The 15,630-nt window shown below is 73.3% G+C and carries 11 protein-coding genes; 3 read left to right on the top strand and 8 right to left on the bottom strand.

Annotated features, from left to right (window positions below; translation table 11 throughout):
• Positions 1-165: 165 nt before the first annotated feature.
• A complete protein-coding gene (locus ACZ5CZ_RS35875) occupies positions 166-804 on the top strand; it encodes a TetR/AcrR family transcriptional regulator (RefSeq protein ID WP_385847340.1) in 639 nt (212 codons plus the stop codon).
• Positions 805-886: 82 nt separating this feature from the next.
• Here ACZ5CZ_RS35875 and galE read toward each other — a convergent pair whose 3' ends face one another.
• Genes galE through ACZ5CZ_RS35860 form a run of 3 tightly spaced genes read right to left on the bottom strand, consistent with a single transcriptional unit; the run spans position 887 to position 4,861 of the window.
• Positions 887-1,867, bottom strand: coding sequence for a UDP-glucose 4-epimerase GalE (galE, locus tag ACZ5CZ_RS35870; RefSeq protein WP_468948913.1), 981 nt, complete (start codon positions 1,865-1,867; stop codon positions 887-889).
• A 56-nt stretch (positions 1,868-1,923) separates the two neighbouring features.
• Positions 1,924-3,546: a glycosyltransferase family 2 protein gene (locus ACZ5CZ_RS35865; RefSeq protein WP_468948939.1), complete on the bottom strand. Its 1,623-nt coding sequence runs from the start codon at positions 3,544-3,546 to the stop codon at positions 1,924-1,926.
• A 43-nt stretch (positions 3,547-3,589) separates the two neighbouring features.
• A complete protein-coding gene (locus ACZ5CZ_RS35860; RefSeq protein WP_468948911.1) occupies positions 3,590-4,861 on the bottom strand; it encodes a glycosyltransferase 87 family protein in 1,272 nt (423 codons plus the stop codon).
• Positions 4,862-5,110: 249 nt separating this feature from the next.
• Here ACZ5CZ_RS35860 and ACZ5CZ_RS35855 point away from each other — a divergent pair, with 249 nt between their 5' ends.
• Entirely contained in the window at positions 5,111-6,565 is a 1,455-nt protein-coding gene (locus tag ACZ5CZ_RS35855) for a glycosyltransferase family 39 protein (protein ID WP_468948909.1), read from the top strand.
• Positions 6,566-6,579: 14 nt separating this feature from the next.
• Here the strand turns inward: ACZ5CZ_RS35855 and ACZ5CZ_RS35850 are convergent, their stop codons facing one another.
• Positions 6,580-7,050, bottom strand: coding sequence for a MarR family winged helix-turn-helix transcriptional regulator (locus ACZ5CZ_RS35850; protein ID WP_468948908.1), 471 nt, complete (start codon positions 7,048-7,050; stop codon positions 6,580-6,582).
• A 111-nt stretch (positions 7,051-7,161) separates the two neighbouring features.
• On the opposite strand from ACZ5CZ_RS35850, the gene ACZ5CZ_RS35845 reads away from it, so the two are divergent.
• Complete coding sequence (locus tag ACZ5CZ_RS35845; protein WP_385847346.1) at positions 7,162-7,575, top strand: organic hydroperoxide resistance protein; 414 nt, start codon at positions 7,162-7,164, stop codon at positions 7,573-7,575.
• Positions 7,576-7,655: 80 nt separating this feature from the next.
• Here the strand turns inward: ACZ5CZ_RS35845 and ACZ5CZ_RS35840 are convergent, their stop codons facing one another.
• The 4 genes from ACZ5CZ_RS35840 to ACZ5CZ_RS35825 form a co-directional block, all read right to left on the bottom strand.
• Positions 7,656-9,863 (bottom strand): bifunctional glycosyltransferase/CDP-glycerol:glycerophosphate glycerophosphotransferase, encoded by a 2,208-nt coding sequence (locus ACZ5CZ_RS35840; protein WP_468948905.1) that lies wholly within the window; start codon positions 9,861-9,863, stop codon positions 7,656-7,658.
• Between the two features lie 6 nt (positions 9,864-9,869).
• On the bottom strand, positions 9,870-12,068 hold the full coding sequence (locus tag ACZ5CZ_RS35835) for a bifunctional glycosyltransferase/CDP-glycerol:glycerophosphate glycerophosphotransferase (RefSeq protein WP_468948903.1): 2,199 nt from the start codon (positions 12,066-12,068) through the stop codon (positions 9,870-9,872).
• Between the two features lie 125 nt (positions 12,069-12,193).
• Positions 12,194-14,371: a bifunctional glycosyltransferase/CDP-glycerol:glycerophosphate glycerophosphotransferase gene (locus ACZ5CZ_RS35830; protein ID WP_468948901.1), complete on the bottom strand. Its 2,178-nt coding sequence runs from the start codon at positions 14,369-14,371 to the stop codon at positions 12,194-12,196.
• A gap of 130 nt (positions 14,372-14,501) precedes the next feature.
• Positions 14,502-15,344, bottom strand: a complete 843-nt coding sequence (locus tag ACZ5CZ_RS35825; RefSeq protein ID WP_385847351.1) for a carbohydrate ABC transporter permease — start codon at positions 15,342-15,344, stop codon at positions 14,502-14,504.
• Positions 15,345-15,630: the final 286 nt, after the last annotated feature.

The raw sequence follows: 15,630 nt of genomic DNA, 5'->3' as shown, positions 1-15,630 counted from the left end.
CCGACTCTGGCGGGGCCGCAGCCGGCCGGTCCGGCGTCCGGAGTTTCCTTACGCTTCTCTTCACGTTCTCTTACGTCGGGACGGGACCGTATCGTCGCAACGCGAGAGTAGAACCAATCGACGTCGGAACGCAACCGTTTCGTCGTCACGCCCTATGCTGTTCGTATGACGACGAACGCCGGCGAGTCCGCCACCCCGCCGACACCCCGTCCGCGCCGCCGGGCCCCGGCCGGTGCGGCGGTGCTCCGCGAGGACGTGACCGAGGCCATCCGGGGGGCGGTCTTCGAGGAGCTGGCCGCGGTCGGGTACGCGCGCATGAGCATCGAGGGCATCGCGCGGCGGGCGGGCGTCGGCAAGACGGCGGTGTACCGGCGCTGGCGGTCGAAGCTGCACCTGGTGCTGGACGTGGTCTCGGCCATGGCGGTGCTCGGCCTGCCGGTCCCCGACACCGGCTCGCTGGAGGCCGACCTGCGGCTGCTCTACGAGGTCACGTCCCGTGCGCTGCGCCATCCGGTCGCCTCCCAGATCATCCCCGACCTCCAGGCCGAGGCGGCCCGCAACCCCGACATCGCGGAGGCCTTCCAGAGAGCGCTGCGGGACGGCCAGGAGGGGGTGGCCAGCAAGATCGTGGCGGCGGCGCAGGCGCGGGGCGAGCTGCGGGCGGACCTCGACGCGGACCTCACCCTCGACCTGATCTCCGGCCCGCTGTACTGGCGCGCGGTGGTCATCCGCTCCCCGAAGCCGCCGAAGGGGTACCTGGCCCAGCTGGCCCGGGCCACGGCGGGAGCGCTCAAGGCGCTGTAATCCGCCGGCCCCGGGCGGGGACCGAGCCGGCCGGCTCGGCCGCCGTGTCCCGGGGGTGGTGACGACGGCGTAGGGCCTTCCGTCAGCCTCGGGAGGCCTCGGGGTGGAGGCGGAGCCAGCCCTGCCAGGCGGAGGTGATCATGTCCTGGACGTCGTGCCGGGCCTTCCAGGACAGTTCCGTGCTGATGCGGTCGGCCGAGGCGACCACCCGGGCGGGGTCGCCGGGGCGGCGCGAGGTGACGGTGGGGGCGCGGTCGTAGCCGGTGACCGCGTTGATGAGGTCGATCATCTCGCGTACGGAGACCCCCTCGCCCCGGCCGATGTTGAGGGTGAGGTCGGTGCCGGGGGCGGCGGCGAGGGCGCGGGCGGCGGCCACATGCGCCTCGGCCAGGTCGACGACGTGGATGTAGTCGCGGATGCAGGTGCCGTCGGGGGTCGGGTAGTCGTCGCCGAAGATCCGCGGCGCCGCGCCCTCCGTCAGCTTCTCGAAGACCATCGGGACGAGGTTGAAGACGCCCGTGTCGGCCAGCTCCGGAGCCGCCGCGCCGGCCACGTTGAAGTAGCGGAGGCAGGCGGTGGCGAGGCCGGTGGCCTTCCCCGCGGCGCGGACCAGCCACTCGCCGGCGAGCTTCGTCTCGCCGTAGGGGGACATCGGCCGGCACGGGGTCTCCTCCGTCACCAGGTCCACGTCCGGCATGCCGTAGACCGCCGCGGAGGAGGAGAACAGGAAGGACGGGACGCCCGCGTCCGTGACCGCCTGGAGCAGGACCCGCAGGCCCTCCACGTTCTCGTGGTAGTAGTGCAGCGGGCGCTCCACCGACTCGCCCACCTGCTTCTTCGCCGCCAGGTGTACGACACCGGTGATCCGGTGCTCGGCGAGCGTGCGGACGACCAGGGCGCCGTCCAGGGTGGAGCCGCGCACCAGCGGCACCTCCGCCGGTACCCGCTCGGCGATGCCCGTGGACAGGTCGTCGTAGACGACCGCGCGCTCGCCCGCCTCCGTCATCGCGCGGACGACATGGGCCCCGATGTATCCGGCACCGCCGGTGATCAGCCAGGTCATGTGCGGGCGTCTCCTCGTCAGTCGGCCCGGCCCCCTCCACGGGGCACGGGCATCACTCAGTGAAACAGGCGGCGCAGGCGGCCGCGCAGGATCCGCAGCGCTCCGCCCGCTCCGGTCGCCACGCGCACGGCCAGCGCGCCGGAGTGCGTGGCGTACGGCTGGACCAGCAGCACGCCGTGCCGGACGCTCGGCACGGCGCGCCGGCGCAGCCGGCCCGCGCCCGTCAGGGCGTGCGCCGTCACCTCGCGCCGGGTGCCGTCCGCGAAGTGCAGGGTCAGGTGCGGGTCCCAGGTGCCCGCGCCGAGCTCCGACAGGTCCACGGACGCCTCGGCCGACCAGCCGACGGTGCCCGCGGGCCGGAAGTCGAGCCGGGCGTGGCCGCGGACGCGGTCGTCGTCCCGGGAGCGCCATTCCAGGTCCGCCCCGACCGGGCCGCCGGCCTCGGCGATCCTGCCGTACATCTCGTCCAGCCGCAGACGCAGCCGCGCCGCACGCGCGCGCGGGCGCAGTTCCGCGCCGACCGCGAGGGGCAGGGAGTGCACCGGGCGGGTCAGGAAGGGGGTCAGGGTGACCTGGGGGAGGTCGGCGGACCAGACCGGCACGCCGTCGTCGGTACGGGCGTACGGCGGCAGCAGCCGCGCCGGGCGGCCGGCCAGCTCGCGCATCCGGGGCAGGTCGCGCGGCTCGGGGGACTCCAGCACGACCCGGGCGAGCAGCGGGCCGGGCGCGGTCGGGTCCGTCTCCCAGTCGGCCGCGTCGTAGCGCGTGAGGTACTCACGGGTGTGCGTCCACCATGCGCGCCGGTAGTCCGCGTCGCGCAACCCCAGCTCGCGCAGGTACATCCGCAGCTCGTGGTCGAGGAACTTGGCCCGCGCGGCCCGCGCCAGTTCCTTCTGCCCGGCGCTCAGCAGAATGTCGTACGCCAGCGCGCACGCCTCCGTGCGCGCCTTCCAGTTGTCGACGTGCGCCCGGTCCAGGGAGATCGACAGCCGTTCGGCCGACCGGCGCACATGCCAGACGTACACCCGGTCCGGGATCAGCACGAGGCGCGGCCCGGCCGCCAGCACGCGCGCGGTGAAGACGATGTCCTCGTAGCGGAACCGGCCCTCCGGGAAGCGGATGCCGTTCTCGCGCAGGAAGTCCGTGCGGTACAGCTTGTTGACGCACAGCGTGTCGTGGACCAGCCGGAGGTGCTCGGCGGGGCGCGCGAGGGTGGTGCGCGCCGTGTAGACGGACTCCTGCCAGGCCTGCTCACGCCCCGAGGGCAGCTCCCGGCGCACGCACAGTCCGCTCGCCACCTCGGCGTGCGCCTCCGTGGCCGCCGCCAGCAGCGCGTCCACCGCACCGGGCGGCAGCACGTCGTCGCTGTCCAGGAACATCACGTACGGCGCCGTCACCGCGTCGATGCCGGTGTTGCGCGGACTGCCGCAGCCGCCGCTGTTCACCTCCCGGCGCACCACTCGCAGCCGGGGCTCGTCGGCGGCCAGCCGCTCCAGCAGCTCCGCGGTGCCGTCGGTGGAGCAGTCGTCCACGGCGACCACCTCGGCGACGCTCGGCCCCTGGGCGAGCGCCGAGCGCACGGCCGCGCCCATGTGGGCGACGTCGTTGTAGCCGATGACGACGACACCGACCTGCGGTGCGGCCGCTCGTTCTGTGGTCACTGGCGGATCTGGGTGCATGGAGTCCACGGGCCGGAGCTTAGGTTTTTTCGGTAATACCCCGTTAAGAGGGGCTCAGTGCCCGTTCCGGAAGACGATCGGAACCGGGGCCGGGTTCCGTCTTTTTCCCGCTCTTTGCGGGGAGCGGGCGGGAATCGCGCCAGAGGCGGGCGACGGACAGCAGCGCGGCGGCGGTCAGCACGCCGTTGCGCGCCAGCAGCAGCAGGCAGCCGGTCCAGGTCCCGGCGACCACGTCGTGGTAGCACATCGGGAACACCACCGTGCTCAGCGCGGACGCCGCCAGCACCAGCACGGCCACCGGGCGCTGGCCCGTGTGGCGCGAGGTCAGGCAGACCGCGGCCAGCCCGAGCAGCCAGACCAGGTACTGCGGGCTGATGACCCGGCTGGTGACCGTGAACAGCAGCACCGCGCACAGCGCCGCGTCGTACGGCGTGGCCTCGCTCCAGCGCCGCGCCCGCAGCCGCCACAGCACCAGCAGCCCGAAGGCGACGGCCGTGAGGGCGAGCGAGGCGGTGGCGACGGCGCGCACATGCGGACCGACCAGTTCCACCGCGCCGTACTGGTAGTGGGCGCGGCCGGACCAGCCGGCGTGCCGGGCGAGGCCGAGCGCCGTACCGCCCAGCGACTCGACCTGCACGCCGCGGCCGCTCTGCTGGCGCAGGAAGGACAGCGGGTGGGCGAAGCAGGCCGCCAGCAGGCCGAGGCCCCCGACCGCGGTGGCCGTCGCCCAGCCCCACGCCGTGCGGGTCGCCCGGCCGCGGGGAGTGCCCAGCAGCGCCAGCGCCGGCCACACCTTCACCAGCGCGCCCAGCGCCGCCCACACCCCGCAGCGGCGCGGGGAGCGGGCCAGGACCAGCAGGGAGAGCACGGCCAGGGCGGTGGCCACCACGTCGTACCGGGCGAGCGGCAGATGCAGCAGCAGCGGCAGACCGCCGGTCCACAGCGCCGCGCCGAGCAGGCTCCGCCCGGTCCGGCCGCCCGCGCGGACCAGCACCGCCGCGATCAGCGCGTCCACGCCCAGGGTCAGCGCCACGAACGCCTGGAAGTACGTCAGTCCCGGCAGCGCTCCGGGCGCCAGCAACACCGGGCCCGCGCCGGGCGGGTACTGCCACAGGGTGTCGTGCGCCGGGAAGGTGCCGTGCGCGAGGACGCCGTCCCAGTGCGCGTAGAGCTGCCACACCTCGCGGGCCACCGCGCCGCCGCCGAGCACCGCCGGGCTCTCGTGCGCGAGCAGCCAGAGCATCAGGGCGCGGGTGGCGAGCCACAGGGCGATGAGGGCGAGGACCGGGCCGGAAGTGACACGGAGACGGTTCATCGCATGGGAGCCTAAGCCTCGCGGATGGTGTTATCCCTCGCGATACGCCGTCAATGACTCGAAAAGTGTCTCATCGTAAGAGATCGGGCAGTGGTGAACATCGGGCTCAACGACGTGCTTCCTGTGCAACCGCGGTCGGCCGGTACCAGCCACCCGGCCGGTGCGACCCGCATGACCGGTGCGTCCGGTACAACGACGCACCGGCCGCCTCGGCTACCGGCGCGCGTTCGCCGGGCCGTCGCCGTGGGCGTGCCCGTGCTGGTGATGCTCGCGCTCGGGCTGTGGGGCCTGGACCGGGACGGGATGTGGCGCGACGAGGCCGTCACCTTCCAGGTCGGGCGCCGTACGGTGCCGCAGATCTGGCGGTTGCTGCACGGCGTCGACGCGGTGCACGGCCTGTACTACCTGCTCATGCACGCCGTCCTCACCGTCCACCCCGGCGAGGTCGTGCTGCGGCTGCCGTCGGTGTGCGCGGCGGCGGCGACGGCCGGGCTGGTGGCCGCCCTCGGCGTCCGGCTGGCCCGGCCGCGCGTGGGACTGTGGGCGGGGCTGCTGTACGCCGTCACGCCGATGGCCGGGCACTACGCGCAGGAGGGCCGCTCGTACGCCCTGGTCGCGGCCGGTGCCACGGGGGCGACGCTGCTGTTCGTCCGCGCGGTGCGCGGCGGCTCCGCCGGCTCCTGGTGGGCGTACGGCGCGCTGCTCGGACTGACCTGCTGGCTGCACGAGTTCGCGGTGCTGCTGCTGCCCGCCCACGCGGTGTCGCTGGCGCTCGGGCGGGCCGGGGCGCGGGTGTGGCGGAGGTGGGGGTGCGCCGCGGGCGCGGTGGTCCTTGTGTTGCTGCCGATGGTGCTGGTGTCGCACGGGCAGGCGGCGCAGGTGGCATGGCTGCGCAGGCCTACGGCGGCGACGGCGGAGGAGCTGCTGCGGGCGTTCCTGGGTCCGACGTGGATGGTGTGCGCGGTGTGTCTCGCACTGGCCCTGGTGGGGGCGGGCGGGCTCCTCGGCCAGGCCCGCGGAATCACCCTTCCGGGTGTGGCTCTGCCGTTGACCGTGATCCCGCCGTTCACTCTTATGGCGGTATCGCAGTTCTCGCCGCTGTATGTCGACCGGTACGTGCTGTACGCCCTCGGCGGGGCGCCGTTGCTGGTGGCCGCGGGGGCGGACCGGGTGGCGCGCGCGGCCGGCCGCCTCCGCCCTGCCGGCCCCCTCGTCACCGCCCTCGGGGTCTTCGCCATCACCCTCTCCCTCCTCCACCAGCTCCCCCTCCTCCGCGCGGACCGGGACCCGGAAACACGGCCCGACGACCTCGGCGCCGTTGCCCGGGTGGCCGGGCGGGAGATCAGGGCGGGAGACCCCGTGCTGTTCCTCCCGGCGTCCACACGGAACACGGCCCTCACCTATCCGGGGGCCTTCCGGGGCACACGGGACGTGGCACTCCTCCAGGGCGCGGCCCGCTCCGGGACCCTGTACGGCCGTGAGGCCCGCCCCGGTGAGCTACGGCGCCGACTCGCCCGGCTGGACCGGGTCTGGGTCGTGGCCGACCAGGAACTGCTGGCCGGCGACTGGACCCCGACCAGCCGCACGGAACGCACCAAACTCGCCATCCTGGACGCCGACTTCACCGTCAGCCGGAACACCACCCGCGACGGAGCAGTGGTCCGCCTCTACACCCGCCGACCCCACCTGCCCCGGCCTCACTGACGTAACGCCCCCCACTAACCGGCAGCAGCCGCCCGTGCCTCCGACTCCGCTGCCGCGTCCAGGGCGGTGGTGAGTTGGTCGAGGCGGGTGCGGAGGGTGGAGATCTCGGCGGGGTCGAAGCCGGTGGCCGAGACGATGCGGCGCGGTACCTCCGCGGCGCGCTCGCGCAGGGCCGTGCCCTCGTCGGTGAGCCGTACCCATACCGACCGCTCGTCCTCGGTGCTGCGCTCACGCCGTACCAGCCCCGCCCCCTCCAGTCGCTTGACCAGCGGGGACAGCGTGCCGGAGTCGAGTCGCAGCTGTTCGCCGAGCTTCTTGACGGGCAGGTCGCCCTGCTCCCACAGCACGAGCATCACCAGGTACTGCGGGTAGGTCAGCCCGAGGTCCTTGAGGAGCACGCGGTAGACGCCGTTGAAGGCGCGGGACGCCGCGTGCAGCGAGAAGCAGATCTGGCGGTCCAGGTGGAGCCACTCGGTGTCGGTCATGCCTCCAGGGTAGCTCTAGCGGTCCATTTAGTTGTGCACAATTTAGTTGTGTGCTCTACTTGAGGGCAGAGGCGCACACCGCGTCGCACATCGAGAGAGGGATGGTCTTCCATGGACGCGCTCTACACCGCCGTCGCCACCGCCACCCACGGCCGCGAGGGCCGCGCCGTCTCCTCCGACGGCACGATCGACCTCGCCCTGGCCATGCCGGTGGAGCTGGGCGGCAACGGGCAGGGCACCAACCCCGAGCAGCTCTTCGCCGCCGGGTACGCCGCCTGCTTCGGCAGCGCCCTCGGTCTCGTCGGCCGCCAGGCGAAGGTGGACGTCAGCGACGCCGCGGTGACCGCCGAGGTGGGCATAGGCAAGCAGGGCGAGGGCTTCGGCCTGAAGGTCACCCTCCGCGTGGAGCTGCCCGACACCGTGGACGAGGCCACCGGCCGCAAGCTGGTCGAGACCGCCCACCAGGTCTGCCCCTATTCCAACGCCACCCGCGGCAACATCGACGTCGACCTCGTCATCGAGTGATCGAGTAGTCGGTACGGACCACCACCGAGACCACCGACGGGGGTGCCGGCCCTGAGCGGCGGCCGGCACCCCCGTCGGTGCTATGCCGACGTCAGCGCGGACCGGGCCGTCGCCTGCCCCGGGATCCGCAGCGGCTCCGCGTCCGGCATCGGCTCGCCCAGCAGCAGGGTGCGCACGACCCGTTCGGCGGCCCGCCCGTCGTCGTACTCGCAGTAGCGCGCCCGGAACTCCGCCCGCAGCCGCGCCGACTCCTCGTCCCGCCAGGAGCCCGAGGCGAACAGCCACGCCAGCTCCCGGTAGGAGCGCGAGACATGGCCCGGAGGCTCTGCGGTGATGTCGAGATAGGTGCCCCGGCTCGCCGCGTACGCGGCCCAGTCGTCGGCGTGCACCACGATCGGCCGGTCCAGGTTGGCGTAGTCGAACATCACGGCCGAGTAGTCGGTGACCAGCACGTCCGCCGCGAGCAGCACATCCTCGACCCGCGGCTCGTCGGTCGCGTCGACCACCACCCCGCGCCGGGCCAGCTCCGCCAGGCCCAGCCCGCGCGCCGGACCGGTCGCCAGCGAGGGATGCAGCCGGACGACCAGCGTGTGCCCCTCGCCCAGGTCGGCCGCGAACCGGGCCAGGTCGATCCGGTCCACATGCCCGCCGCGCCGGTAGTCCCGGCGGGTCGGCGCGTACAGCACCACCGTGTCCGACTCCGGGATGCCGTGCCGCCGCCGGAAGTCGCTGGCACCGCCCGCCACCAGCACGTCGTTGCGCGGGCTGCCGGTGCGCGCCGAGGCGAAGTGGCACGGGTAGGCCCGCTCCCACACCCGCTCGGAGTGGCGGTTGGCGACCAGGCTGTGGTCCCAGCGGTCGGCCCGGCGCAGCATCTGCGGCACGTCGAAGCCGAGCCGGGCGCCGGGCTTGTCCAGCAGATCGGCGCCCATGTACTTCAGCGGGGTGCCCTGGTGGGTGTGGATGTGCACGCTGCCGGGGCGCTTGGCCAGGGTGCCGGGCCAGTTGACGTCGTTGACGAAGAACTTCGCGCGCGCGGTGACCTCCAGATAGCGCCGGGAACCGACGACCACCCGCTCGACGTCCGCCGGCAGCCCCGCGGCGGTCTCCGCGTCCCTGACCACCCACACCCCGCGCAGCCGCGGGGCGATCTCCCGGGCCTTGGCGTAGACGGCGGCCGGGTCGCCGAGCATGCCCCGGTGCGAGGAAGCCGAGTAGACCACCAGGTTCGGGTCCAGCGGACGGCGGGCGTGCAGCCACGCCCAGCCGCCGCGCGCCCGCCCGGCCACCGCCCGGCGGGCCAGCTCCGCCCGCCGGGCCGCCTCCCGCCCGGCCCGCGCCGCCTGCCGCCTGACCCGGTACGCCGGCCAGGAGCCGTCCAGGACCGCGACCTCCCCGCCCGGCAGGGCGCCCTCCGGCCGGTGCCGCCGGAACAGCTCCCGCGTCCGCCGGAAGAACTCGGCCTTGTCGCCGGGCGGCAGCCGGTCCGGCTTGGCGAGGATGTCCAGGCAGTGCTCGCCCATCTTGCGGTGCAGGTACGGTCGCCACACCGCCAGCTCCGGGCGCCGGTCGACGAAGGCGAAGACCCGCTCGTACTGGTCGTGGATGTCGAAGTGCTTGCGGCTGGTGGTGGACAGGATGTTGCCCTGCCGGCGCTGCCGGTAGTACAGGCAGATCCGGTCCAGCGCGGCGATCCGCCCGGCGCTCAGCATCACCGGGAAGGTCCAGGGGGTGTCCTCGTAGTAGCCGGGCGGGAACTCGAACCCCTCCGACGCGACGAACTCCCGCCGGTAGACCTTGTTCCACACCACCATCAGCAGATCCAGGATCCGCGGGTGCTCGGCGGCCGTGAAGGTGCCGGAACCGGCCTCCGTCAGGACCTCGGCGAGTACGTTGCGGCGCGTCCCGCCCCACCAGTAGGTGCGGGCGTAGTCGAAGACCAGCACGTCCGGGTCGCCGGTCTCCGCCAGCCGGTCCGCCATCGCCCGCAGCGCACCCGGGGTGAGGGTGTCGTCGCTGTCGAGGAAGAACAGGTAGTCCCCGGTGGCGTGCGGCATCCCGGCGTTGCGTGCGCGGCCGAGGCCCACGTTCTCCGGCAGGTGCAGCACCCGCACCCGTGGATCACGCTCGGCGTACTCGTCCAGGATCGCGCCGCAGCCGTCCGGGGAGCAGTCGTCCACGGCGATCAGCTCGAAGTCGCCGAAGGACTGCGTCAGCACCGAGTCCAGACACTCGCGCAGAAAGCCCTGCACCTTGAAACAGGGCACGATGAGACTGAAGCGGGGCACGGCGGATCAGCTCCTTGCGAGGGCGGCGGCGGGGGCGGGGATGCGTTCCGCGAGCGGGACCACGGCCGGGATCGCCTCGGGCGGCTCGCCGAGCAGCACCCGCCGCACCACCCGCTCGGCGGCGCGGCCGTCGTCGAACTCGCAGAACCGCTGCCGGAACGCGGCCCGCAGCGCCCTGGCCTCCGGGCCCGCGTAGGAGCCGTCGCGGAAGATCGCCGCCAGCTCCTCGGGGGTGTGCGCGACCGGGCCCGGCGGCTCGGCCATCAGGTCGAAGTAGACGCCCCGGGTCTCCCGGTAGACGTCCCAGTCGTCGGCGTACACGACGATCGGCCGGTCCAGGTTGGCGTAGTCGAACATGATCGACGAGTAGTCGGTGACCAGCGCGTCCGCGGCCAGGCAGACGTCCTCGGCGGAGCGGTGCGCGGTGACGTCGATGATCCGGCCGGAACTCTGTGCGGGGCCCCGGTCGTAGAAGTAGTGGGCGCGCAGCAGCACGACGACGTCCTCGCCGGCCGCCGCGCAGAAGGCCTCCAGGTCCAGGCCCGGTGCGAAGCCGGAGTGGTGGTCGCGGTGGGTCGGCGCGTACAGCACGGCCGTGCTGCCCTCCGGCACGCCCAGCTCCCGGCGGATACGGGCCACGTCCTCGGCGGTCGCCGTGTAGTAGACGTCGTTGCGCGGATAGCCGTACTCCAGCGCCTCCCAGGAGCCCGGGAAGGCCCGCTCCCACATCTGGGTGGAGTGCCGGTTGGAGGACAGGTTGAAGTCCCAGCGGTCCACCCGGCCCAGCAGCCGGGTGAAGCTGCCGGACTGCGCGGCCACCACCGGGTACGTCGACTGGTCCACGCCCATCGTCTTCAGCGGGGTGCCGTGCTGCGTCTGGAGGTGCACACTGCCCGGCCGCTTGACGATCCCCTCGGCGAAGTTGGCGTTGTTGACCAGGTAGGTGGCGCGGGCCAGCACCTCCCAGTAGCGGCGCGAGCCGATCACCGCGTACTCGACGTCCTTCGGCATCGCGTGCGCCTGGTCCGCCTCGACCAGGAACACCGAGCGGATGTGCGGGGCCAGTTCCCGGGCCTTGGCGTGGATCGCCGCCGGGTTGCAGGCGTAGCCGCGGCCCCAGTAGGCGCAGAACACCGCGAGGCCGGGATCGAGGGGGCGGTGCAGATCGCGGGCGTAGCGCAGCCGGGTGCGCAGCATGGGCGGGCGCGGCAGTCGCTCGGCCGCCCTCGACGCCGTCCGGTTGACTCCGCGCAGCGCCCGGAACGCGCTGTACGCGCCCGTCGCCAGCAGCCGGTGCTGCACCCCCAGGCTGCCGCCCGGCGCCCGGTAGCCGGCCGGCCGGTGGCGCCGGTAGAGATGGCCCGCGCGGCGGAAGAACGCCCGCCGCCCGGCGGGCAGCCGCTCCGGCCGGGACGCCGTCTTCAGCACGTACGAGAAGAGCTGCTCGAACAGCGGGCCGGTGCGCTCGACGGGCAGGGCGCGCTCGGCCGCCCGGGTGAGCACCAGGTCCACCTGGTCCAGCAGGGACTGCTGGTGGTCCCCGGGCAGATTCAGCCGGCTGCCCTGGCGGCGCAGCCGGTGCCGTACGACGACCCGGCGCAGCACCGCGATCCGCTCGGCGGCGAGCGTGGTCAGCCCGCCCCAGCCGAGGTCGGTGAAGTGGCTGTCGGGGAAGGCGAGTCCGTGCTCGGTGAGGAAGCCGCGGCGGTAGGCGGCGCTCCAGGCCGGCAGCTGGACCCCGGTCAGCGCGGGCAGCTCGGCCGGGGCGAAGGCGCCGCCCGGGGCCTTGGCGAGCAGCGGGGCCGCCGGGTTCGTCGGCTCGCCTTCCCACCAGGGGGCGCGCTCGTGCTCGGCGTACAGCACATCCACCCCGGCGGTCTCGGCCAGCCGGGCGTCCAGCGCGCCGAGCGCACCCGGCAGCAGCAGGTCGTCGCCGTCGAGGAACAGCACATAGGCGCCGGTCGCCGCGGTGAGGCCGGTGTTGCGGGCCCCGCTCAGACCGGCGGACGGCGGTGAGTGGACCGGGGTCACCCGGGAGTCCCGCTCGGCGTACCCGGCGGCGACCTCGGCCGCGGGGGAGTCGGGAGCGTCGCAGACCGGGATCAGCTGGAGGTCGCCGAAGGACTGGCCGAGGACCGAGTCCAGCGCCTGGGACAGTCTGCCGGCGACCCCGTGGGACGGGACGATAATGCTGAAGCGGGGCATTCTGTTCTTTCTGTTGTCATGCGGACGCGGCCGGGCCGTCCCGCCGGGCGCCAGGTGGACGGCCGGCTCGGGGTGGGCCGCGTCGAGCCGAGGGGCATGGGAACTCCCGGTAGAACCAACGGTGTTCAGTGGCTCTCGGTGACGGTACGAACACCGGAAGGTTGCGGAACGGTGGCCAGCGGGGAACGCGCGCACGCCGCCGGAACCGGCGTGCGGTCCGCGGGCGGCCGCACCGGCGGCAGCTCCGTCTCGCCCAGCACCACATGCCGTACCACCCGCTCGGCGGCGCGACCGTCGTCGTACGGGCAGAACCGCTCCCGGAACACCGCGCGCAGCTGCGCCGAGCGCGAGCCGCACCAGTGCCCGGTGGCGAAGATGTCGATCAGCTCGTCCTCGCTGCGCGCGACCGCGCCCGGCGGCAGCAGCCGCAGGTCGAAGTAGACGCCGCGGGCCGCCGCGAACGCCTCCCAGTCCGCGGTGTGCACGACGATCGGCCGGTCCAGGCCCGCGTAGTCGAACATCAGGGAGGAGTAGTCGGTGAGCAGCGCGTCCGAGGCGAGGCACAGCTCCGGCAGGCTCGGGTGGTCCCGGACGTCGATCACCCGGCTGCCCTCCGGCGGGCACTCCGGCGGGGTCCGGGCCAGGATCACGAAGCGCGGACCGAGCCGGCGCGCGATCCGCTCCAGGTCCAGCAGCGGGCGCTGCACCCGCAGATGGTCGCGGTGCGCCGGCACGTACAGGATCGCCACCGAGCCCTCCGGGACGCCCAGCGACTCGCGCAGCCGCCGCACGTCCGCCGACGTCGCCCGCTGGAAGACGTCGGAGCGCGGCGAGCCGTACTCCAGTGTGGTGTACCGGCCGGGGAAGACCCGCTCGCCGATCAGCGTGGAGTGCCGGTTGCCGGACAGCACGTGGTCCCAGCGGTCGACCTCTCGCAGCAGCTCCGCGAAGTCGGTGTCCCGGGCCGCCGCCGGGCGGTCCTGGAGGTCCAGGCCGAGCCGCCCCAGCGGGGTGCCGTGCGGGGTCCGTACGACGACCTGCCCGCGCCGCTTGCGCAGGTCCCGCTCCAGGACCCCGCCGGCCACCAGGTACTTGGAGCGGGCCAGCGCCGTCCAGTAGGCGGCGGTGCCGCGGTGCGCGGGAAGCCACGCGGTCCGGATGTGCGGGGCGTGCGCGTGGAAGGCCTCCTCCAGCGCGCCCGGGTCGCCCTGCCCGGAGGGGTCGGCGAAGACCGCCCGGTCGGCGCGGAGCGGCAGCCGCAGCTGGACCCGGTAGTGCAGCCGCAGCACACCGGCACGCACGGCGCGGGCGAGCTTCACCGCCGCCTTCCCCGCGCGCCGGAGCACGGCCGAGGCCAGCCGCAGCGCCCGGAACGTGCGGTGCAGCCCGAAGCGGACCAGGGTGTGCCGCAGCCGGAGCCGGGCGCCGGGGGCGTGGTGACGGCGGCAGCGGTCCCGGGCCCGGCGCAGGAACTCGGCGTGGCTGCCCCGCGGCAGCCGGCCCCGGCGGCTGAACACCACCGCGAAGTGGTCGATCATCCGGCGGAACAACTCCGGTCGCCAGCGGGCCAGTTCCGGATGGCCGGCGACATACGCGAACACCCGGTCGTACTGCTCGAACAGATCGAAGTGCCGGTCGCTGGTGGTGGAGAGGATGTTGCCCTGCCGGCGCTGCCGGTAGTGCACGCACACCCGGTCCAGGGTGGCGATCGACCCGGCCGTCATCAGCACCGGGAAGGTCCACGGGGTGTCCTCGTAGTAGCCCGGAGGGAACGCGAAGCCGTGCCGCTCGACGAAGTCCCGTCGGCAGGCCTTGTTCCAGGCCACCATCAGCACCCGCAGCAGCCCCGGCCGGTCCTCCAGCCGGAACGGCGCCGGGCCCTGCTCGGTGAGCTGCCCGGACAGCTGGTTGCGCACCTCGCGGCCGTCCCAGTACGTGCGCGCGTAGTCGAAGACCAGCACGTCCGGGTCGCCGGTCTCCTTGATCCGGTCCGCGACCGCCCGCAGCGCGCCCGGGGCCAGCGTGTCGTCACTGTCCAGGAAGAGCAGATAGTCGCCGCTCGCCTCGGCCATCCCCGCGTTCCGCGCCCCGCCGAGCCCCTGGTTCTCGGCCAGATGCACCGGCTTCACCCGCGCGTCCCGGGCCGCGTACTCGTCGATGAGCGCACCACAGGCGTCCGGCGAGCAGTCGTCCACCGCGATCAGCTCCAGATCGGGATACGACTGCGACAGCACCGAGTCCAGACACTCGGCCAGATACGCCTGGACCTGGTACGCGGGCACAATGACACTGAACCTGGGCAAGGGACATCCATGGGTCGTCGGTCGGCGCGGGGTTCTGACCGGCAACGGCCGATGGAGTGAATCGGTTACGGCCCGTAGGGCATCCGGGCTACGGGCCGTACCGCGTACGGGCTACCCCGCACCGCCCCGCCTACTTGACGGCGCCCGCCATCACCCCCGACACGAACTGCCGCTGGAACGCGAAGAAAACGGCCAGCGGGATCACCATGGAGATGAACGCGCCGGGTGCCAGCACGTCGATGTTGTTGCCGAACTGCCGTACCTGCGTCTGGAGTGCCACCGTGATCGGCTGGGTGCCCGACTTGGTGAACACCAGCGCCACCAGCATGTCGTTCCACACCCACAGGAACTGGAAGATGGCGAGGCTCGCGATCGCCGGCCCGCCGAGCGGCATCACCACCCGGGTGAACAGCCGCAGTTCACCGGCGCCGTCGAGACGGGCCGCCTCCAGCAGTTCGCGCGGGATCTCCGCGAAGAAGTTCCGCAGCAGGAACACCGCGAACGGCAGACCGAAGCCGGTGTGGAACAGCACCACACCGAGGATCGTGCCGAACAGGCCGATCTTCCCGAAGAGTTCGGCGATCGGGATCAGCGCCACCTGCACCGGCACCACCAGCAGGCTCACCACACCGAGGAACCACCAGTCGCGGCCCGGGAACTCCATCCACGCGAACGCGTACCCGGCCAGCGAGCCGATCACCACGACCAGCAGCGTCGCCGGGACCGTGATCAGCACCGTGTTCAGCAGGGAGTGCGTGATGTCGCCGTTCTCCAGCAGCTTCCGGTAGCTGTCGAAGGTCAGCTGGGACGGCTTGGAGAACACCGTCCACCAGCCGCTCGCGCTCATGTCCTCCGGTGCGCGCAGCGAGGAGATCAGCAGACCGATGGTCGGCACCAGCCAGAACAGGCCGACCAGGATCAGGAACACCCGGACCAGCCCGCCGCCCAGCCGCTCGACGATCTTCGCGCTCACCGCCGCACCTCCCGCCTCAGCCGCCGCACGTTGCTGTGCCTTCCCGGGGGATAACCCCCGGACCCCCAGCCGCTCCGAGGTGCACGCAGTCTCATCGCCGCACCTCCCGCCTCAGCCGCCGCACGTTGCTGTGCCTTCCCGGGGGATAACCCCCGGACCCCCAGCCACTCCGAGGTGCACGCAGTCTCATCGCCGCACCTCCCGCCTCAGCCGCCGCACGTTGCTGTGCCTTCCCGGGGGATAACCCCCGGACCCCCAGCCGCTCCGAGGTGCACGCAGTCTCATC

This window comes from Streptomyces sp. NPDC031418 (assembly GCF_055581605.1).
Note: the sequence above shows the minus strand (reverse complement) of the source record. Positions and strands in the feature narration are given on the sequence as shown.